Source organism: Pseudomonas sp. B21-012 (genome assembly GCF_024749305.1).
In the GTDB taxonomy this organism is placed as follows: domain Bacteria; phylum Pseudomonadota; class Gammaproteobacteria; order Pseudomonadales; family Pseudomonadaceae; genus Aquipseudomonas.
Genome location: NZ_CP087197.1, coordinates 2,267,971 through 2,288,450 on the forward strand (window position 1 = coordinate 2,267,971; position 20,480 = coordinate 2,288,450).

The following is a 20,480-nucleotide window of genomic DNA, read 5'->3' on the forward strand; positions in this document are numbered from 1 at the left end:
TCGGCAAACAGCAGTACCTTGGCATTTTCGGTACTTTTCGCAATTAACAGGTTTGGTGATGATAGGCTCAGCAGTCTTGAATGGGGTCGCCTTGAACGCTATGCAGCACATTCCCAAACTTTATGCACCTGACGACTTGCTCCGCCTGGGTGACACCACGTTGGCCGAAGGGGTAGGGGTACCGCTTGCTTTCGGGCATGCCTACATGGTGCTGCTGGTGTGCCTGTCGGGACGTGCCTGCTTCACTCTCAACTTCAAGGAGCATGCAGTTCGCCGTGGCGATGTGCTGGTGCTGGCCGAGGATACTATTGCCTTGCTCACGCGTCGTTCACGCGGCTTCAAGGTGTTTTACTGCCTGATGCCCAAAGCCTTTGCGTCGGAAGTTGCCTACCCGTTGCCCAACCCCTTGTTCGTGTTTCTGCATGACCATCCCCACTGCATACCGGCCAGGGCAGAGCGGCCGCTGCTGGACGGCTGGCTGATGCACATGCGCGATATTGCCCGCAGCTGTCCCGGCTACCGGCACATCATGCTGCGCAACCAGCTGCAGACCTTCTTTTTGAAGATTGCCGAACAACTGCCCAGCCTGGAAAAAGGCCGCAGGGAATTCAGCCGCAAGGAGATGCTCAGTTGGCGCTTCTGGGAACTGATCGGCAAAAACTGCCTGCGCCACCGCGACGTGAAGTTCTATGCCGACGCGCTCAGCATCACGCCGTTCTACCTGTCACAACTCACCAGGGCGTTTTTCAACGACAGCCCCAAAGGCCTGATCGACCGGCAAGTGACCCTGGAGATCAAGGCGCTGCTTTCATACAGCGACCTTGCGATCGGGCAGATCGCAGACAGGCTCAACTTTGCTGACGCGTCCTACCTGTGCCGCTACTTCAAGCGCCAAACCGGAGTGTCGCTGACGGGCTATCGAAGGCATGAGCAGCAAGCGGGTGGCGAGGGTTGTGGGAGCGACGGTGCGACGCCTCGACTTGACCCGCGATGAGGCCGGTGCAGTCAGCACATCAGTTGTGGCTGAATTGCGACCGCTGAGCGCCCGATCGCCGGCAAGTCCGGCTCTCACCGGTCCGTTGAATGCAGGTGCACATTGTGGGAGCGGGCTTGACCCGCGATGAGGCCGGCGCAGTCAGCACATCAGATGTGGCTGGATCGCGACCGACTCCCACAGGGTCGGTGCATGCCGGCCTACAACCTACAACGACACCAGCACATCACACTGCGATTCATTCAGCACATGCTTGGTAACGCTGCCGATCAACAGCTCTTCCAGCGCGCTGTCGCCCTGCTTGCCGATCACGATCAGATCGCAGTCCAGCTCCTGCTCTTTCTCGACAATCCGCCAGGCCGGGTCGCCGTGCACCACGACCTGCCGGGCATCGCCGACCCCTGCAGCTTCGCTCAAGGCCGCCAGTTGCTCCACGGCATCTTTCTTGATGACGTTGCGGTAGTGGGTGAGGGTGTCCTGGTCGATGTGGGCAAAGCGCATGCTGCCTTCAAAGGGCGCTTCGTACACATGCAACAGAATGATCTCGGCCTGCGGTGCCAGCTTTTTCGCAAGTTCGATGGCGCGCAGCGACGAGGGTGAAAAATCCACCGGCACCAGCACGCTGCGGTAAGCGTCGCGCGGTGCCTGCTTGACCACCAGCATCGGGCAGAGCATGCGGTTGAGCATGCGCTGCACGGTCGAGCCCAGCAGGCGCCGGGCCAGGCTCTGGCCCTTGGCCCCACACACCAGCAGGTTGCTGCGTTTGTCCTGCACCACCTGGGTAATTTCAGTCACCACCGAGCCGGGCGCCACCTGCACGCCCGCGCTGATCTCATAGCGCTCGAACAGCATCGTGGCCAGGGCGTGAACATTTTCGCCGGCGGTTTCCAGCACCCGGTTCAGTAAATCTTCATCGGGCACCAGCACCTGCTTCAAACGCTCGTAGGGTGCAGGGTTGGCCACATACAGCAGGTCCAGCGCCGCAGGCTGCGCCTTGCACAGCAGTGCAGCGCGCTCTGCCGCGTTGCGGGCGGAAGAAGACAGGTCGGTGGCGACCAGAACGTGGTTCAGCGGGCTCATGGGGGGCTCCTTATGCAATGCCGCGCACAGGGATCGATGGCCGAGGCCGGTGTCGATCCATTCCTTGCTTGCAGCCATCGTCTCGCGAACCAGGCCCGGCGGCTTGATTTGGGTCAAAGGAGTAGGGAAGGCAACGCTACTGCACGGGATAAGCGGGCCGCATCGGCGGCCCAGAGCAACCCGCGCACCTTGGCATCGATCCGCTCACAGGCGTGGGCGTTGGTCTGGTAGGCGCTTTGAGCAGGGTGGAGGTGTGGATCAGCGCGTCTTCGGACGAGACACCGGCACGCACAGCGAACAGCGGATCGTGGCTGCCATTGCAGGAGCCGAAGGTGGTGCTGGTTTGGGTGCTGAGGGGTGGATCGGGGACGGGTTTGGTCATGGTGGTGCTCCTTCGTAGGAAGGATCCGCCACCGCCTGCCGCCAAGCAGGGAAGGGTGACGGACTACGCAAGGTTGGCGGACCGGTACGAAGGGACCCGGCACTTCCGAAGAAGTCCATGCGCAGCCCGTCATAAAGCATCATCGCGGGCACAAAAAAAGCGCCTGCGAGGGTGATTGTGGGGCGCTTTGCGCCTTCGTTCCGGACCGCCAAGCCCGAGTCGCTGAATTTGCAGCGACTGGGGGAGGGTAACGGGGTTGGGGTGGGGATTCAAGCTGGGATTCTGAATGAGGGCATTTGGCCCTTTACAATTTCTGCAGTTCGCCACCGGCCGCTTTGGGGCGTCAGCGATTAGTCGTGATCGGCTGCTTTCGACCCCAAGCAGCCTTTCATCAACAGCTAGAATCGGCGACCAGGCTCCTAGATAGGCAGTCAAATCACGAAACGGTTTTTGCCATCTCAGATGTATTCGCCCAGCCCAGTCCTTCATACACCGGCTTGCCGGCCTTGGTCGCGTGTAGCACGGCAAAACTCATTCCGCGTTGCGCGAATTCGGCTTCAGCCAACTTCATCAGGGTTGAAGCCAGGCCCCGGCGCCGGTAAGCAGGTTCGACGAAAACATTTAGCACATAGCCGCGCTGGTCTAAGGCCGGATGGGACGGATGAGGTGGCCAGTCGATAGTCATCAGACCTATCGCCGCCACAGGCTGCCCCGTGTCCATCAGCGCAAAACCGTAGTAGCGGCCATCGAATAGGCGCTGGTGCAACCAGGGCCGGAAGTGCTCAGTCATCACCCGCAACTCCGATGGGTCTCCTCCCGCCTCAAGGAACATCGTTTCACGGTGCACACAAATGATCTCACGGTCATTTGGCCCTAGCCGACGGGCCGTCAAGCCTGAAAAATCGATGTTGCCGGGAATATCTTTCATCGTATGCACCTGGACGGAGCGGCCGATGGTAGGGCGGTCAATAGGAGAATGTTAGACACAGATTGAATAAAAACGCGCCATACAGCGATCGCGGCGCACGCATCCGCTGTTCAACGGATACGCTACGACTTCAACGCTGGTCATGGCATATACGCCCTAGAGCGTAGCTAAGCACTCCGAAGCTGTTGACCGGGACGACATTGTTGGATGATTGTTTTTGACCGCTTTTGGCCGATTGCTTCCTTTCGCCACCGGCAGCTTTGGGTCGATTACAGCCCTTCACGATAGGTGGCTTCTCGGCCACTCTAACCAAGAGAGCAGCGGCTATCCGCCAGCTCCCAGGCCAGCGATCAAGAAACCCTGCACGCATGACGGCGCCCCACGCCCAGCCGCCACAACCAAAAGAAGTGCCGCAGAGTCAGCCCCCCTGCCAACAACCTTGATTCCTACCCAACAGCCACTAGCCTTCACACACCTTCGCATCAACCCAGGCGAGCCCCCATGAACAAGCCAGCCAACACCCTGATGCTGCGCTTTAATCCAGCATCTGCCTCATTGCGCGATGGCCTTTCGGTTGCCCTGCAGATCGGCAACACGCTGTGGCTGGCCAACGACGAAACCACCAGCCTCGAACGCCTGACCATCCAGCCCGCAGTACCCGGTGGGGCGGTGACGTGCGATGAGCACCACTCCTTCCCGCTGATGAAGTATCTGCGCCTGCCCATACCCGATGCAGATGCCGAGATCGATATCGAGGGCCTGGCCTATGCCGCTGACGCGGGTTATCTCTGGGTCGTCGGCTCCCATAGCCTCAAACGCAAGAAGGCGCAGGCCGACAAATCTGCGCAGAAGAACATCAAGCGCCTGTCGACGGTAGAGGCGGATGGCAATCGCTTTCTGTTGGCGCGCCTCCCGGTGGTGCAGCAGAACGACAGTTACGTGCTTGCCGACAAGCTGGATGGCGATGGGCGTACGGCGGCGCAGTTGCATGGCAATGCGCTCGGCAACGACCTCACGGCGGAAATTGCCAGGGACGATCAGCTACGCGACTTTTTGCGCATTCCGGGCAAAGACAACGGTTTCGATATCGAGGGCTTGGCCGTCATCGGCTCGCGCCTGCTGTTGGGGCTGCGGGGGCCGGTGCTGCGCGGCTGGAGCGTGCTGCTGGAGATCGAGCCTGAAGCCGATGGCGACTCCACCGACACCCTGGTGCTGAAGAAGATCGGCCCGGACGGGCGCCGCTATCGCAAGCACTTCTTTGCGCTCAACGGCCTGGGGGTGCGCGACCTGTGCAGCAGCGGCGACGAGCTGCTGATTCTGGCAGGGCCGTCCATGGACCTGGATGGCCCGGTCACGGTGTTCCGTTGGCGCGGCGGCTTTGCGGCCGATGAAGAGCAGGTGGTGTTTGCCGATCAATTGCAGAGGGTGCTGGAGGTACCGTTCGGCAACGGCGACGATCATGCAGAGGGTATGTGTTTGTTCCAGTCGGCTGAGAAGCAGAGCGAGCTTTTGCTGATCGTCTACGACGCCGCAGCGCAGCGTCGTAAACACGGTGACCGCAGTGTGGAAGGCGACCTGTTTACCCTAAGTTAACGGCGGCTGCGCGGCATTGAGATCGCTTTTGCCGCTACACTGCGGCTACCAGCATCGAAAAAACCGATACCCCAATGCGCTATTCCCCAGAAGCCCTGCAAGCCTTCGTCGAAGCCGCCGCCCTCGGCTCGTTCTCCGCCGCCGCGCGCAAGCTGCGCAAAAGCCAGTCCACCGTCAGCGCCGCCATCGCCAACCTCGAAGCCGACCTGGGCGTTACCCTGTTCGACCGCCAGGCCCGGCAACCGCTGCTCACCGAAGCCGGGCGCAAGGTGCTTGGCCATGTGCAGGAGATCCTCGCCGCCAGCGAGCGCCTCGACCAGTTGAGCATTCGCCTGGCGGATAAGGTCGAGCCGCGGCTGACCATTGTGTTTTCCGATATGCATCAGCTCAACCCGGACAACCGGGTGATGCAGCTGTTCGAGCAGCGCTATCAGGACATCGAGCTGGAATGCATGATCGCCGAGGCGGGCGACGTGCTGAACCTGCTGCAGAGCGGCCGCGCACATCTGGGCATGCTCGCGGCGCAACCCGGCTACCCGGCGGATGTGGCCGCGACGCGGCTGGCGGCGCAGGCGCAGATGGGCATTTTCGTCGCCAGCAGCCACCCCTTGGCGCAGCTTGCGCAGCCGACCCAGGCGCACCTGGCCGGGCATCGGCAGTTGTATTTGAATACCTACACCGACAATGTCAACAAACCCCAGGGGCGGGTGTGGTCGGCGCCGGATTACCTGATGCTGCTGGAGATGACCGAGGAGGGCTTTGGCTGGGCCGAGTTGCCCCACGGCCTGGTCCGCCAGTACGGCCATGGCCAGCTCACCGAGCTCAAGTTGCGTGGCTGGCCGCGGCCGATTGCAGTGGATGTGGCCTGGTCGAAGCTGACCCCGCCGGGGCCGGCGGGGTTGTGGTTGCTCGATCGTCTGTTGGAAAGCAGCTAAGCACTGCAACGTCAGTCTTTGAAAAACAGTTTGCGCGCCAGTAGCGGGCTGATGCGATCACGGTAGATGGCGGTTACCGGCATTCCTCGGCTTGCCTGAACCTTTTGCCCACTCAAACCCATGAAGCGCTGCTCGGGCTTTTTGAGGTGAGCGGCCTGGTAGTTGGACTCGGCGCTGCTGGCAGAGCTGTAGTGGAAGTGCGCATAGGCCAGGGGTTTGCCTCGGCGATCCTGTACCGAGAACTCCTGAAGAAAGTCCGTGCCCTTGCCGCCCGATACATCGGTGCGCTCACCCAGGCGGGTGATGACAATCTCGTTTTGCTCCTGCAGAAAGTCTATCCCGGTGGCAGTAGGGGGTAAGGTTTTCAGGCGTTCGATACGCAGGCGTCGCCCCGCACGCTGCAAGCGTCCAGCACTTGAGCGCAGCTGGCTGATGGTTTGCAAGGTGCTTTGATCAGGTGAGTTGGCAATCTGCTTTTCCAGGGCGGTGGCGCAGACTCGTCGGGCTTGGGCTTTGCTTTCCAGCTGTTCCTCGACTTCTATCGGCAGCCCGCGAAAGTGCTCGCCTGCCGCGATCTCGTGCGCTTCCTGCGCGAGCAGCAGGCGGGCTTGGCGTAACTGGGTATGCAGTCGTTTAAGCGCCGCATTGGAAACCGGCGCGCCGCCGCGCAGGTGCAAACGCAGGTCGAGTTGCCAAGTGCCTGCGCTGCCACGGGCGATGTGTGGGCCAGGTGCAGAGGTGTGTGGATCAATGATTCTCCAGGCCTCATCCGCGCCTTGTTCGATGCGAAACCACCCTTGGGGCAGGCGCACGCAGCGTTGCCCCTGATGAATGAACAAGCCTTGTTCATTTTGATCGCTCAACGCGCCATCCAGAGGGTCGATCGGTGCAATGGCCAGAGCACGCAACCGTTCGAGGTTTTGCCGGGAAAGGGCAGGGGAACTCCATCCGCTGAAATCCAGCAAGGTGGCGGTGGGTTGTTGGGGCAAGTTCAGGAGCGAGCGGCGTTTGCGGATGGCATTGCCCAGTTCTCTTGCCGGCTGGGCTTGCCTGGAACCAACCTTGCCTGTGCGCACGCTCTCATGAATGAGCATAAGCGATAGCTGTATCAGCACTTGCACCAGTGCGCTCTTTTGCGCTTGGGAGTCTTGGTTCTGCGCCGCTGTATGCAGTGCATAGACACTGGCATAGAACTGGGCAATCCAGGCGATATCAGCGAGCGGTCCCTCAAGCATAGGCAGCAATACCGACAGCAGCATACCGAGGGTCTGTTCTGCACTTAACCAGTGCTGCTCGGCATTGGAGGTTGTGGCCTGGCGGGCCTGTTCGATGAGCGACCGCGCGTTGGCCTGGTAGACAAGACCCAGTGCATGGCTGGTGATGGGGGCCTGGGCCAACAGGATCGACTCATGCCTCAAGCCAAGCTCGCCGCCAAGGTAGTTGCTGTCCAGCGCAGGGCTCCAGTTGTCACCCCGGCGCAGCGCGGTACGGACCTGCCCTTCAGGCAGGGCGCCGAGCACAGCATCATGCAATGGCCCAGGTTGTTTCAGGCGCGATAGCAGCGCCGCGCGCGAACTGAACTCCATCAGTTGCGGGGTGCATTGGGGGGCGTACAACACCAATAGGCTGGGTGCCGAGCCTGCCGGTTCAATAGTGAACAGACCTTGCGCTGGCACGGCCGGGCTTGCGTTGTGGCTCAGTTGCAAGGCCAGGTGAGCGAACTGGATGTTGTCGCTGAGCGGGTCGTTGCCTGGGGCGAAGGCGGCGTGCACGCAGCGACGTGCAGGTTCGCTGAGTGCGCCTTTGCCTTCTGGCCTGGGAGTGATCAGCAGAATCGGCAGCAGGATGCGCAAGCGTTCAACAAACAGTGCTTGTTGCAGGGCAGCCTGCGGCGCGTCGTCCAGCAATGTGCGCTGCAGCAGTGCCGGGTAGGTCTCGCCCACATCAACACGGCTGATCAACTGGCGAAAGTAGGCAGTGGTTGCCCAGGTCGGCAACGCTTTACCCGAGTGCAGGCTGATCTGCGAGCGCTCCAGCGGCAGCGCCTGGGTGTTAAGGGCCGCTACCTCAATCAGCGAGCGCGGCGTTTGCGGATGAGAAGAGCTGCCCGGCGTCAGGTGCAAAGGGTCAAAGAACGGTGGCGTATAGTCGATGACCTGCACGATGAAATCAGCTGCGGGCGGTAGTCCCTGCCCTGGGTGGTCGCGCTTCATCTGCGCATCGAGTACTTTCGCGGTGTAACGCGCCAGGCTGGGCAGGGCGATGGCCTGGCTTGATTGCTCAAGCGCTGCCAGCGCGGCGAGTTGCCGGGCGATCAGTTGCCGGTCGGCAGTACTGGCCTGGTGCATCCAGGCCGGCAGTGGATCGCTCGAATGAGCCGAGGCCGATAGTGACGGTGGACGAAGCCGGCAGAACAGTTCGTTGAGGTTGATCAGCTGGTCGACGTGCTGAGCCAGTGCGGTCGAGGTTTTGAAGTCGCCAGGCACAATGGTCGATAACCCCTGCAGTTGTTGCTCCAGCAACCCCGTGACGAACGCCTCGAAAACATTCTGCTCAGGACGAAATCCCGGGCTGGGACCGCTGAGTTGATCGCTCAAATGAGCTTCAAGCGCATCGGCACTGGGATAAACAACTAGCCCGCTGTTGAGGGTATACAGCATCGCGTTGGCTGAGCGGTCGGTGTGCCTGATGGCGATGCCTTGCTGCGCACCGTCGCTCAGGCTTGGCTTGAAGAACACAATGCTGGCCGGCAGTTGCAGCCATTGCGGTTGGCCGCCAGGCAGTTTGCTTGCCTCTGCCTGCATGTCGCCCGCCACAAACAGTGAAATTCGCTGCAGCAAGTTCAGTGCGTGCTCATCCTGAGCGTTCCAGAAGTCGAGCAGTTGTGACTCAAAGATCCTTGGCAATCGCGGGCCACCGATATCAAGGATTTCGCTGAGGTCCGCTTGGCTGATCAAGGTCGCCCCCGGCTCTGTGCCATTGGAGATCTGAGTCACCACGCTATCCACTGGAAGCTCAATAGCCATATTGAGCAGGTAGCGCTGGATTATCAGATCCGCAAGCGGGGTAGAACGCCCGCAGGGCTGTGCGAGATAGAACGGCGCCGGGTCCACCGCTGTCCTCGTGGCGTCGGGGATGAGTGCGTGGACCAGGCTGTTGGCAACGTCCGACAGTGTCGGACGCTGTTGTAGCCGTTGGCTGATGTACAGCAGGTCCCAGCTTGTGGGGGGGCTAGTAGACGTTGTCGGGGGAGGCGCTGATTGGCTCATGGTGAAACTCCTCGCTCTGGAGTTTCGCAGCCTAATCAGGGGTAGGAGCAGGGCTGGGGTAACTATCTATCGCGCTCAGCTTTTCGCACCCGCCTGTTCCAGCAGCGCCTGCATCTCTTTGTAACCCCGCTGCCGCGCATGGTGCAGCGGCGTCACCCCCTTGCCATCAGCCAAGTTGACATCCGCCCCGGCCTTGATCAGCTCACGCACGATCTCGACGTGGCGCTGGCCGCCGTCGCCGAGGATGATGGCTTCGAGCAGGGCGGTCCAGTGCAGTTTGTTGACGTGGTCGACGGCAACGCCTGCGGCGATCAGCAGGCGCACTGTTTCGACGTGGCCGCGTTCGGCTGCCGGTATCAGTGCGGTGCCGCCGTAGCGGTTGGTGCTTTTCAGGTCGGCGCCGTGGGCCAGGGTCAGTTTGAGAATGTCGTTGTGGCCACGGGCGCCGGCATACAGGTAGGGGCTGTCTTCGATCGAGTCCTTGGCGTTGACGTCGGCGCCGGCGTCGATCAGCACTTTGGCGGCGTCGATCTGGTTGTTGTGGGTGGCCAGCAGCAGCGGCGTGCGGCCCATTTTGTCGCGGGCTTCAAGCGCGGCGCCCTGGTCGAGCAGGCTGCGTACCTGGGCGGCCTGGCCGTTTTCGGCGGCGCTGCGCAGTTGGTTTTCGAGGGTGCCGCCGTCGGCACTGGCAGTCAGCGATGTGAGCATGGCAAACACCATTGCAAGGTGGGTGGACAGGCGCTCAAGGAGCATGGCAGTACCTCCTGGTGGGCGATTGCTCGCGGGGTCGGGCCATGTTAAAAGTCGGGCTCCTTATTTAGAAGTTAAATAAAAGCATGTCTGTCAGTGAAAAATCGAATAGGCCGCTGTTTGATCTTGACCTGTTGCGCGCGGTGGTGATGGTCAGCGACTGCGGCAGCTTCACCACGGCGGCGGCGCGCCTGCATTCAACCCAGTCGACAGTCAGCCAGAAGGTCAGGCGGCTGGAGGAGATGGTCGGGCACAAGCTGCTCGAGCGCGGCAACCGCGACGTGCTGGCCACCGACGCCGGGCAGACGCTACTCGGTTACGCCCGGCAGATGCTCGCCTACAACGACGAGATGCTTGAGGCGATGTCGGGCGCCACGGTGGCGGTGACCGTGCGCCTGGGCGTGCCGGAAGACTTTGCCGCCGGGCGCACCACCCATCTGCTCTCGACCTTCAACCGCAAGCATCCACAGGTCAAGCTGGAGGTCACCAGCGGCCTGTGCCGCGACCTCAGCGCCAGCTATGACAACGGCGAGCTCGACCTGATTTTGCTCAAGCAGCGGCGCAACAGCCGTGAGGCGGTGGCCTGCTGGCCCGAGAAGCTGCAATGGATCGACAGCGCCAAGAACCCGGCCTTCGACCAGGACCCGGTGCCGCTGGTGACCTTTCCGCCGCGCGGCCTGTACCGCGACGACATGATCGGCGCCATCGAGCGCATGGGCCGCCGTTGGCGCATCAGTTTCACCAGCTCCAGCCTCAGCGGCCTGCAGGCGGCGGTGGCCAACGGCATGGGCATCAGCCTGCTGCCGCTGCGGGCGGTTACCGCCGAGCATTTAAAGCTGACTTCGGAACACGGCTTGCCGTCGATCGATGCCATGGAAGTGGCGATCATTCATCGGCCGACCGCCGATGCCATGGTCAAGGAACTGGCCGCGGAACTGGCGCGCACCCTGGCCAGCGAGTAGGGCGGTTTCGCCGCGCTCACAGCGTATCGGCAGGCTGCGCGGCAGGGCGGTACAGCTGGACGCGGTTGCGGCCCTGGCGCTTGGCCGCGTACAGGGCGTTGTCGGCCATCGACAGCAGGCGCGACAGGTCGTGCTCGCCCGGGCGGCTGGCGCCGACGATGCCGATGCTGACGCTGAGCAGCCCGGGCTCAAGCAGCGGCAATTCATAAAAGCTGCTGCAGATGCGCCGGGCCACGCGCAGCGCCGAGTGCTCGTCGGTGTTGGCCAGCAGGCAGGCGAACTCTTCGCCGCCGATACGGGCGAAGACATCTTCCTCGCGCACGCTCAGGCGGGTCACCTGGCTGAAGGCGATCAGCGCCTGGTCGCCGGTCTGGTGGCCGTAGACATCATTGAGGCGCTTGAAATGATCGAGGTCGCACAGCAGCAAGCTCACCGGCTCGCCACGCCGGGCGCAGTCGGCCAGCAGTTCGGCGCCGCGCGACATGAAGGCGCGGCGGTTGCCGATGTCGGTCAGCGGGTCGGTGTAGGCGGCAGCCTTGAACTTGAGCTCGGTGCGTTCGCGGACCATGGCCAGGGTCACGTAGGCGATGCCGATGGCGTAGAGCATCGACTCGAACAGCATGAACGAGAAAAACCCGGTGCCGTGGCCGTCGCTGGCGATCGCCTGTTCCAGCGATACGCCATGGTCGGCGAAGCTGCGCACGCAGTAGAAGCCGCTGTGGCCCAGCAGCAGGAGCAGGGTTGGCAGGTAGGCGACTTCCAGGCGCTTGCGGTCGCGCCACAGCTCAAGCACCGCCAGGCAGCCGTAGCAGGCAGTGAGCATGGAATAGACCGTCACGCGCAGGCCCAGGTCATCGGTAAAGCCTGGCGTCAGCGACCAGGTAAACCAGAACAGGGCGCCAGCGAAAATCCCCGGCAGGTGCGCCGGGCGTCCGCTGAACGCGCGCATGCTGGCCCAGTTCAACGCGGCGCTGAGCAGCAGCACCATGTTGCCCAGCACCAGGGCGATGAAGTCCGGGGCGTTACCGCGCAGGCTGATCAGCGCCGTACCGCCAGCGGCGAGCAACAGCATGCTGCCCAGGTAGCCGAGGGTTCGCTCGCGCACGCCGCGGCTCCAGGCGTGCAGGGTCAGCAGGCCCATCAAGGCAAAGATGAAAATGGCCACCAGCAACAGGGTCGGGATGCTCAGCAGCAAGGGTATCGCTCTCCGCTCATGGCCGTGTGGCCAACCGGCCAGCGCCGGTTTTCAGCGGCATGCTAGCCGAGCCGGTGTTGCATTGTCAGCATCCGGCTGCCTTGAACTGCGGCTTGGGCTATGCTGATGGCCGATCTGCAGCCCATTCGGAATCTTCGCTCCATGATGCTGACCCAGCAATTTCCCGATATTTCCCTGGCCGACACCCTGTTCGTCTTCGCCCTCGAGGCAGAGGCCGGCGAGCTGTTTACCGAGATGAACACGCTGTTCACCGGCATCGGCAAGGTCAACGCCGCCATTGCCCTGACCAAGGCCATCCAGCAACGCAAGCCCAAACTGATCGTCAACCTCGGTTCGGCCGGCAGCGCCGGCCATGGCAAGGGCGCGCTGGTGTGCTGCACAGGCTTCGTGCAGCGTGACATGGACGTCACGCCGCTGGGTTTTGCCCGCTACGAGACGCCGCTCTCCGACATCCCGGTGCTGCTTGAGCATGGCCAGCGCGTTGCGGGCTTGCCGCTGGGCATTTGCGGCAGCGGTGACAGCTTCGAAATCAGTCACGGCGCTGCCCCGTACGATATCGTCGACATGGAGGCCTACGTGCTGGCGCTGATCGCCCGCAACGAAGACATTCCCTTCCTGTGCCTTAAGTACATTTCCGATGACGCTGGCAGCGACGCCGCAGACGACTGGTCGGTGCAAGTGCACCTGGCCGCCGAAGCCTTCAAGCGGGTGCTGTTCAGCCCCCAGGGTTGAGCCTGTGGTGGCGGCCTGAAACCGGCCAAGATGCGCGGGTGCGCCACATTGTTGCGCCTGCGCGTCGCGGCGATTGTGGCGCCTGCCTGCGTGCGGTATGAGTAGCCGACTCCCGCCGCCCAAGAGCGGGAGATCACAAGGAACGCCCCGAATGCCTCAGCTCAAGAACGCGATCTCTCTGGCCTTGCTGTTGCTGGCCACCCCTCTGGTTCACGCGCAAGCCACCACCCCCGAAACCACCGTACGCTCCAACCTGCTGGTCGATGCAGTGGCCTGGCGCCAGACCGCGGCCGAGTTCCGCGCCCTGTACTACCAGGGTTTCAACGTCGCCAAGGCGCGCCTGGACCAGGCCCTGGCCCAGCAGAAGCCGGGCGACAAGAAGCCTGCGATCATCAGCGATATCGACGACACCATCCTCAGCAGCAACACCTACTGGGGCTTTCTGATCGGCCAGGACAAGGAGTTCTTCGATGACGCGGTGTGGGACCGCTGGGTCGCCGCCAATGGCCCGACCCTGACCCCGGGGGCGCTGGAGTTTCTTGAGTATGCCAAGTCGCGCGGCGTGGAGATCTTCTACGTCTCCAGCCGCGACCAGGGCGACAAGACCTACGAGTACGCGCTCAACAACCTGCGCGCGCTCAAGGTGCCGTATGCCGACGAAGCCCACGTGACCATCCTGCGTGAAAGCTCGAACAAGGAGCCGGCCCAGCACAAGATCGCCGAGCAGTACAACGTGCTGCTGATGCTCGGTGACAACCTCAACGACTTCGAGCGCAGCTTCTACGTCGACAAGGTCGAGCAGCGTGCGCAGCTGGTGGACGCCAGCCGCAGCAAGTTTGGCGGCCAGTACATCATCTTCCCCAACCCCACCGACGGCCATTGGCTCAAGGCTATTTTCGGCGAGTCGGAACCGGCCGACACCCCGGCCAACCGGGCCAAATTCCGCGAGGCGGCAGAGCAGGGCGCGTGGAAGCCGGCCAGCTGATTGAGCCAGGCGCTGAAACAAAAAATCCCGCAGGCCGTGAGGCCTGCGGGATTTTCAATGCAAGCGTGAAACTTAGCGCTGCGGATTGAGCACCAGGTTCATGTGACGGTTTACATCCTTGTACAGCAGGTAGCGGAACGGGCCCGGGCCGCCGGAGTAGCAAGCCTGCGGGCAGAAGGCGCGCAGCCACATGAAGTCACCGGCCTCGACCTCGACCCAGTCCTGGTTCAGGCGGTAAACGGCCTTGCCTTCGAGCACGTACAGGCCGTGCTCCATGACGTGGGTCTCGGCGAACGGAATCACGCCGCCTGGCTGGAAGGTGACGATGTTGACGTGCATGTCGTGACGCATGTCGGCCATGTCGACGAAGCGGGTGGTGACCCAGGCGCCGTCGGTACCCGGCATCGGGATCGGCGCGATGTCTTTTTCGTTGGTGACGAACGCTTCCGGCAGGGCCAGGCCTTCAACCACCTGGTAGTGCTTGCGGATCCAGTGGAAGGTGACGTTCTTGCCACTGTTGTTGCGCAGGCTCCACTCGGCGGCCGGTGGAATGAAGGCGTAGCCGCCTTCCTTGAGGGTGTACGGCTTGCCCTGCAGGGTGATGTCGATTTCGCCTTCGACCACGAACAATACCGCTTCGGCGTTCTTGTCCAGCTCAGGACGCTCGCTGCCGCCTTCTGGCGCCACTTCGACGATGTACTGCGAGAAGGTCTCGGAGAAGCCGGTCAGCGGGCGGGCGATGACCCACATGCGCATCTTGTCCCAGAACGGCAGGTGGCTGGTGACGATGTCACGCATCACGCCTTTGGGGATGACCGCATAGGCCTCGGTGAACATGGCACGGTCGGTCAGCAGTTCGGTCTGCGCCGGATGGCCGCCGTGGGGAGCGTAGTAATTGGACTTCGACATGGAACACCTTCTGTCGTTGTTGTTCTGGGGTTTTGTGTTGCATCGCCCGTGGGCGATTGTCTTTCTCTGCGGCGCAAGCCGGCAGAAACCTGTTTGTTAGCGGGCGCGGACCTCGAACTGCAGGGCCGGCGCTGCCGGCACCAACTGGCCGCGGCGCACCAGGCGGCGCTCGGTCGGTGCGGCGGCAACCGCAGCGGCGCCGTTGTCAGCCTTGAGCACGATAAAGGTCGCTTCACTGCCGACCTTCAGACCGTAGTCGCTTTTGCCCAGCACTGCCGCACCGGCCGTAGTGGCCATGGCCAGTGCCACGTTCAAATCTTCATCACTGTAGAAGCCCGAGCGGTAGCCGATCAGCATGGCGCGCTGGAGCATGTCGGCGTTGCCGTAGGGCCACCAGGCATCGCGGATATTGTCGTTGCCGGCGAACACGTTCACCCCGGCGGCGCGCAGGCGCAAGATCGGCGGGAAGCCATGATCGCCCGGAGCGTTGGTCATGATCGCTACCCCGGCCTCGGCGAGGGTGGTGGCGGTACGCGCCACGAGGTCGTCGTCGACCTGGCCCAGGGCATAGGCGTGGCTGACCGCAACGCGGCCATTGAGGCCAGCGGCGCGGGTGCGGGCGGCGATCCGTTGCAGTTGTTCGATGCCTTGCAGGCCGGGCTCGTGCAGGTGGATGTCGATCTTCACCGCATGGCGCTCGGCAATGCCGAAGACCACATCGAGCTGACCGTCGGCGTCGCCGTCGAGGGTGGTCGGGTCGATGCCGCCGATCACGTCGGCGCCTTCACGAATTGCCGCTTCCAGCACCTGCGCAGTGCCAGGGCAGGACATCACCCCGGCTTGCGGGAAGGCCACCAGCTCGATATCGACGATGCCGCGCCATTTCTCCCGCGCCTCCAGCACCGCCTGCAGGTTGCGCAGGCCGGTGGTGGCATCGACGTCGACATGGCTGCGCATGGCCACGGTACCGAACGCTACTGCCTGGCGGATCAGCGCCTCGGCACGTTCGAGCATCGGTGGGGCAGCGGCCAGTTCGCGTTTTTCGATGGCCAGGCGTTCACGCAGGCTGCCCACCGCTTGATGCGGGTGCCAGCGATCGCCGACAAAACTCTTGTCCAGGTGAATGTGGCCGTCGATCAGGCCGGGCAGCACCAGGTGGCCGGCCAGGTCGACGACCTCGGCACCTGCGCTGGGCGCACGTTCGCTGCCCAGGCTGACAATGCGCCCGTCGGCAACCGCAAGGTTGAGCGGGCTGCCATCGGCAGCAACAGCGTTGACGAATACTCGATCGATCATTTTCCAGCCCTTTGCCTGCTACTGATTCACACCCTATAGAAAGACCGCACCTATCCACAAATTAAATATTGGAATCGGTTGCAGTGGTTTTCTGAATGCGAACCCCGGGCCTGAGGCGGGCTCAGCCCAGCAGGTGCTTGAGCGGGTGATAGTCGGCCTTGAGCGTTTGCGTGGCTTTGAGAATCGCCTCTTCGATGCCGCGCAGGTGGGTGCACACCAGCTCGATGGCGGCGGCCTGGTCACCGGCTTCGATAAAGCCCAGCAGGCGCAGGTGCTCGTTGCCGCGACAGGCTTCGTGGCGCTCGTCATCCAGGGTTGAGGCGTACAGCGAGCCGCGCTCGATCAGCTTGCGGAACCAGTCGAGCAGTACCGGGTTGTCGAGCACCTCGGCCAGGCGCAGGTGGAATTCGCCCAGCAGGTGGACGTAGCGGCCATGGTCGCCGGCGTCGGCGGCGGCTTCTTCGGCGGCCACATGCTGGTGCAGCGGGGCGAGGATGGCGGGATCGGCGCGGCGGCACAGCTCGGTGACGATACCGATTTCGATCAGCCGGCGGGTTTCGAACACCGAGCGGATGTCATCGTCGCTGGGCAGCGAGACCCAGGCGCCCTTGTTCAGCTCGGTGGACACCAGACCGTCGGCTTCCAGTTGCTTGAGGGCGGCGCGCACCGAGGTGCGGCTGACCTTGAACAGCTCGGCCAACGACGACTCGCCCAGCTTCATGCCGGGGCGCAGGGTGCGTTTTCTGATGGCCTCGTGAACCCCTTGGTAGACGCGCTCTACCGTCGATGCGGGGTGTTTTTCCGTCATTACCAGCTCCGATATGCCTTGACCTTATAAGCATGCCGTAAATGAGGGCTGCTGTGCACCACTGATGACCTCATCGCGGGTCAAGCCCGCGCCTACAGAAATCGCATCGAGCTGTAGGAGCGGGCTTGGCCCGCGACAGTTCCTGAATACACAAGTGTGTACTTGAGTAGCAAATTTATGGATACAAAAACTAGCCGTAGCGTTACTGGTTTTCTCACCGTAACGCTGTAGGCGATTGACCACTTGATCAGGTTTATTCGCTTTTCGAGTGCTCAGGTGAAAAATTAATTCTCTAAAAATCAATAATTTAAATGTGTTTACAGGATGCACGTTCAGCCACTTCGCCACCCATCTGGCACACATATTGTTCGTCGAAAATCGTTAGACAAAAATTGTATGCAATCTTTGTATGCATAGGCGCAGGGCAGCGCCAACACTGCGGTCCCACTCTTCAAATCCAACAATAATTCGCTGCAACACCCTGACTCAGGGGCTGCAGAAGGAGCCCGGGGAACATGCAACTGGATACATCCAACCCGCTGCAAACCGCCTACCTGCCGCCGCAGGCCGCGCCGCTCGAGCCGGGGGCGCTGAGCCCCAGGCTGCACAATGCCGACCTCGCGCCAACCAAGGCCGAAGGCCGGCGCTGGGGCGGCTACAGCATCTTTGCCTTGTGGACCAACGATGTGCACAACATCGCCAACTATTCCTTCGCCATGGGCCTGTTTGCCCTCGGGTTGTCCGGTTGGCAGATGCTTGCGGCGCTGAGCATCGGCGCCGTGCTGGTGTACTTCTTTATGAACCTTTCGGGCTACATGGGGCAGAAAACCGGGGTGCCGTTCCCGGTGATCAGCCGTATGAGTTTCGGCATTTATGGCGCGCAGTTGCCGGCGATCATCCGCGCGGTGATCGCCATCGCCTGGTTCGGCATCCAGACCTACCTGGCCTCGGTGGTGCTGCGGGTGCTGCTGGTGGCGGTGTCGCCGGACCTCGCACGCTTCGATCAGGACGCGATCCTCGGCCTGTCGAGCCTTGGCTGGGCGAGTTTTATCGCCATCTGGCTGGTGCAGCTGGTGATCCTCACCTTCGGCATGGAGATGGTGCGCAAGTACGAATCCTTCGCCGGGCCGGTGATTCTTTCCACCGTGCTGATCCTGGCGGTGTGGATGTACCTGCGGGTCGATGGCAACCTGGCCTGGTCGGTCGGCGAGCCGCTGACCGGCTGGACGATGTGGACCCAGGTGTTTGCCGGTGGCGCGTTGTGGCTGGCGATTTACGGCACGCTGATCCTCAACTTTTGCGACTTCGCCCGTTCCGCGCCGTGCCGCAAGACCATTCGCGTCGGCAACTTCTGGGGCCTGCCGGTGAACATCCTGGTGTTCGCGGTGATCAGCTTTGTGCTGGCCGGAGCGCAGTTCAGCATCGATGGCCGGGTGATTGACAGCCCGACCCAGATCGTCGCGGCGATCCCCGACAAGGTATTCCTGGTGCTCGGTTGCCTGGCGTTCCTGATCGTCACCGTGGCGGTGAACATCATGGCCAACTTCGTCGCCCCGGCCTTCGTGCTCTCGAGCCTGGCGCCAAGCCGCCTGAACTTTCGCCGCGCAGGCTTGATCAGCGCGACCCTGGCGGTGCTGATCCTGCCCTGGAACCTCTACAACAGCCCACTGGTGATCGTCTACTTCCTTTCCGGCCTGGGCGCGCTGCTGGGGCCGCTGTACGGGATCATCATGGTCGACTACTGGCTGATCCGCAAAGCCCAGGTGCACGTGCCCGACCTCTACAGCGAAGCGGCCAGCGGCACCTATCACTACACCCGCGGGGTCAACTACAAGGCAGTCGCCGCCCTGGTGCCCTCGGCCATTGCCGCCGTGGTGCTGTCGCTGGTACCGGCCTTCAGCGCCCTGACGCCGTTCTCCTGGTTCTTCGGCGCCGCCATTGCCGGCGGCGTGTACTACCTGATCTCTGATCGCAACAAACATTACGTGGACTGCTCCGGCGAGCACTTTGCCGTCGACAGCGCCCAGCACTGAGTTCTGCACAAGGAATACCGCAATGAGAATTTTGGTCGTAAACGTCAACACCACGCAGTCGATCACCGACGCCATCGCCCGCCAGGCGCGTAGCGTGGCCTCGCCGGGCACCGAGATCGTCGGCCTGACCCCGCGCTTTGGCGCCGAATCGGTGGAGGGTAATTTTGAAAGTTACCTGGCGGCGGTGGCCGTGATGGAGCGGGTGCTCAGCTACGACCAGCCGTTCGATGCGGTGATCCAGGCCGGTTACGGCGAACATGGCCGCGAAGGCCTGCAGGAGCTGCTCAATGTACCGGTGGTGGACATCACCGAGGCGGCGGCCAGCGTGGCGATGCTGCTCGGCCATCGCTATTCGGTGGTCACCACCCTGGACCGCACCGTGCCGCTGATCGAAGACCGCCTGAAGCTGGCCGGGCTGGACAGCCGCTGCGCCTCGGTGCGCGCCAGTGGCCTGGCGGTGCTGGAGCTTGAAGAAGATCCGCAGCGGGCCATCGAGTCGGTGGTGCGCGAAGCCGAGGAGGCGGTTAATGTCGACAAGGCCGAGGTGATTTGCCTGGGTTGTGGCGGCATGGTCGGGCTGGAGGAGCGGATCCAGGCGCGTACCGGGGTGCCGGTGGTCGATGGGGTGACGGCGGCGGTGGCGCTGGTGCGCCTGAAGCTGAGTACCTCGAAGGTGCGCACCTACGCCAAGCCGCGGCAGAAGCAGATTCTGGGCTGGCCTCGGGCGATGTTGGAGTGAATGGCCTGGTCCACTTATGAAAAAGGCCCGCATTGTGCGGGCCTTTCTTACTCAGCGGTGTTTGTGCTTACGCTTGTGCTTGTGTTTATGCCCGCTGGAATCGTGACGGTTATCGTCGGCGATGTTGTTGCCCAGGGCGCCGCCGGCCGCGCCACCGAGGCCGGCACCGATGGTCGAGCCGGTACGCCCGCCCACCTGGTTGCCGATCACCGAGCCACCAGCCGAACCCAGGCCGCCGCCAATCGCAGCTTCCGTGCGGTTGCCCTTGCGTGCGCCGACCGCGCTACCGGCGGCGCCACCGACGCCGGCGCCAATGGCTGCGCCGGTGCTGCCGCCGATCTGCTGGCCGACCACGTTACCCAACGCCCCGCCCAGGCCACCACCAATGGCGGCGGTGCCGTCGCCGGCAGCCATGGCGCCCTGGGAGAGCAGGATACCCAGCGTCAATGCAGGTAATGAGATACGCATGTTGTTAGCCTCAGGAATTACGGGGGTTAGGGGAACAGCAGGCAGCTCAGTCGTCATCATCGTCGTCACGGTCGCGACGCCGGTCATGGTCGTAGTTGCGGTAGCGGTCGTCATCGCGGTAGCGCTTGTAGTTGCGATGGTCGTGATCGTCGCGGTCGTCCCAGTCGCGGGAGTAGCGATGGTCACGGTCGCCACGGCGGTAATCGTCGCGGTCGTAATCGTGGTAATAGCAGCCGGAGGCGGCCAGTACGCTGGTGATCACGGCGATTTGCGTCAGCTGTTTCAGCACTGAGGGTCCTTGATCCGCAGGGCGGTAGGGAAGGTACAAACTCAGACTGTGTTTTCGGGATTTTGTTTCCCCATGAGCGTTGTAATTTGCCGCAACAAAAAAGGCCCACCGA

Annotated in this window: 19 protein-coding genes; 8 read left to right on the forward strand and 11 right to left on the reverse strand. The window is 62.6% G+C overall.

Annotated features, from left to right (window positions below; translation table 11 throughout):
• The first annotated feature begins 100 nt into the window (after positions 1-100).
• Positions 101-994, forward strand: coding sequence for an AraC family transcriptional regulator (locus LOY37_RS10405; RefSeq protein WP_258716812.1), 894 nt, complete (start codon positions 101-103; stop codon positions 992-994).
• 207 nt (positions 995-1,201) lie between these two features.
• Here LOY37_RS10405 and LOY37_RS10410 read toward each other — a convergent pair whose 3' ends face one another.
• The 3 genes from LOY37_RS10410 to LOY37_RS10415 form a co-directional block, all read right to left on the reverse strand.
• The gene (locus tag LOY37_RS10410; RefSeq protein WP_258716813.1) at positions 1,202-2,074 is read right to left on the reverse strand and encodes a universal stress protein; all 873 of its coding nucleotides are present in this window, start codon (positions 2,072-2,074) and stop codon (positions 1,202-1,204) included.
• A 136-nt stretch (positions 2,075-2,210) separates the two neighbouring features.
• Positions 2,211-2,456 carry a DUF3077 domain-containing protein gene (locus tag LOY37_RS27555; protein ID WP_408980711.1) on the reverse strand — a complete coding sequence of 82 codons (246 nt, stop codon included), beginning with the start codon at positions 2,454-2,456 and terminating at the stop codon, positions 2,211-2,213.
• Positions 2,457-2,892: 436 nt separating this feature from the next.
• Entirely contained in the window at positions 2,893-3,384 is a 492-nt protein-coding gene (locus tag LOY37_RS10415; RefSeq protein WP_045201218.1) for a GNAT family N-acetyltransferase, read from the reverse strand.
• 501 nt (positions 3,385-3,885) lie between these two features.
• Between LOY37_RS10415 and LOY37_RS10420 the strand changes: the two genes are divergently transcribed.
• On the forward strand, positions 3,886-4,977 hold the full coding sequence (locus LOY37_RS10420; RefSeq protein ID WP_258716814.1) for a DUF3616 domain-containing protein: 1,092 nt from the start codon (positions 3,886-3,888) through the stop codon (positions 4,975-4,977).
• 74 nt (positions 4,978-5,051) lie between these two features.
• Entirely contained in the window at positions 5,052-5,912 is an 861-nt protein-coding gene (locus tag LOY37_RS10425; protein WP_258716815.1) for a LysR family transcriptional regulator, read from the forward strand.
• Between the two features lie 11 nt (positions 5,913-5,923).
• Here LOY37_RS10425 and LOY37_RS10430 read toward each other — a convergent pair whose 3' ends face one another.
• Positions 5,924-8,908 (reverse strand): hypothetical protein, encoded by a 2,985-nt coding sequence (locus LOY37_RS10430; protein WP_258716816.1) that lies wholly within the window; start codon positions 8,906-8,908, stop codon positions 5,924-5,926.
• A 348-nt stretch (positions 8,909-9,256) separates the two neighbouring features.
• A complete protein-coding gene (locus LOY37_RS10435; RefSeq protein ID WP_408980725.1) occupies positions 9,257-9,889 on the reverse strand; it encodes an ankyrin repeat domain-containing protein in 633 nt (210 codons plus the stop codon).
• 128 nt (positions 9,890-10,017) lie between these two features.
• On the opposite strand from LOY37_RS10435, the gene LOY37_RS10440 reads away from it, so the two are divergent.
• On the forward strand, positions 10,018-10,893 hold the full coding sequence (locus LOY37_RS10440; protein WP_045201224.1) for a LysR substrate-binding domain-containing protein: 876 nt from the start codon (positions 10,018-10,020) through the stop codon (positions 10,891-10,893).
• A gap of 16 nt (positions 10,894-10,909) precedes the next feature.
• Here LOY37_RS10440 and LOY37_RS10445 read toward each other — a convergent pair whose 3' ends face one another.
• The gene (locus LOY37_RS10445) at positions 10,910-12,088 is read right to left on the reverse strand and encodes a diguanylate cyclase (RefSeq protein ID WP_045201225.1); all 1,179 of its coding nucleotides are present in this window, start codon (positions 12,086-12,088) and stop codon (positions 10,910-10,912) included.
• Between the two features lie 162 nt (positions 12,089-12,250).
• Here LOY37_RS10445 and LOY37_RS10450 point away from each other — a divergent pair, with 162 nt between their 5' ends.
• Positions 12,251-12,841, forward strand: coding sequence for a nucleosidase (locus LOY37_RS10450; RefSeq protein ID WP_195883679.1), 591 nt, complete (start codon positions 12,251-12,253; stop codon positions 12,839-12,841).
• Positions 12,842-12,992: 151 nt separating this feature from the next.
• Positions 12,993-13,826 carry a 5'-nucleotidase, lipoprotein e(P4) family gene (locus tag LOY37_RS10455; RefSeq protein ID WP_258716818.1) on the forward strand — a complete coding sequence of 278 codons (834 nt, stop codon included), beginning with the start codon at positions 12,993-12,995 and terminating at the stop codon, positions 13,824-13,826.
• Positions 13,827-13,898: 72 nt separating this feature from the next.
• On the opposite strand, the gene LOY37_RS10460 is transcribed toward LOY37_RS10455, so the two are convergent.
• The 3 genes from LOY37_RS10460 to LOY37_RS10470 all read right to left on the reverse strand — a co-directional run bounded on the left by LOY37_RS10460 (position 13,899) and on the right by LOY37_RS10470 (position 16,839).
• Positions 13,899-14,735 carry a bifunctional allantoicase/(S)-ureidoglycine aminohydrolase gene (locus LOY37_RS10460; protein ID WP_045201227.1) on the reverse strand — a complete coding sequence of 279 codons (837 nt, stop codon included), beginning with the start codon at positions 14,733-14,735 and terminating at the stop codon, positions 13,899-13,901.
• Between the two features lie 96 nt (positions 14,736-14,831).
• Positions 14,832-16,031, reverse strand: a complete 1,200-nt coding sequence (locus tag LOY37_RS10465; protein WP_045201228.1) for an amidohydrolase family protein — start codon at positions 16,029-16,031, stop codon at positions 14,832-14,834.
• 121 nt (positions 16,032-16,152) lie between these two features.
• Positions 16,153-16,839: a GntR family transcriptional regulator gene (locus LOY37_RS10470; protein ID WP_045201229.1), complete on the reverse strand. Its 687-nt coding sequence runs from the start codon at positions 16,837-16,839 to the stop codon at positions 16,153-16,155.
• A 515-nt stretch (positions 16,840-17,354) separates the two neighbouring features.
• Between LOY37_RS10470 and LOY37_RS10475 the strand changes: the two genes are divergently transcribed.
• Positions 17,355-18,872 carry an NCS1 family nucleobase:cation symporter-1 gene (locus LOY37_RS10475; protein WP_045201230.1) on the forward strand — a complete coding sequence of 506 codons (1,518 nt, stop codon included), beginning with the start codon at positions 17,355-17,357 and terminating at the stop codon, positions 18,870-18,872.
• A gap of 22 nt (positions 18,873-18,894) precedes the next feature.
• Positions 18,895-19,611 (forward strand): aspartate/glutamate racemase family protein, encoded by a 717-nt coding sequence (locus LOY37_RS10480; protein WP_258716819.1) that lies wholly within the window; start codon positions 18,895-18,897, stop codon positions 19,609-19,611.
• 51 nt (positions 19,612-19,662) lie between these two features.
• On the opposite strand, the gene LOY37_RS10485 is transcribed toward LOY37_RS10480, so the two are convergent.
• Both LOY37_RS10485 and LOY37_RS10490 read right to left on the reverse strand, forming a co-directional pair.
• Positions 19,663-20,079, reverse strand: coding sequence for a glycine zipper domain-containing protein (locus LOY37_RS10485; protein ID WP_093384495.1), 417 nt, complete (start codon positions 20,077-20,079; stop codon positions 19,663-19,665).
• Positions 20,080-20,125: 46 nt separating this feature from the next.
• Entirely contained in the window at positions 20,126-20,368 is a 243-nt protein-coding gene (locus tag LOY37_RS10490; RefSeq protein WP_052676555.1) for a hypothetical protein, read from the reverse strand.
• Positions 20,369-20,480: the final 112 nt, after the last annotated feature.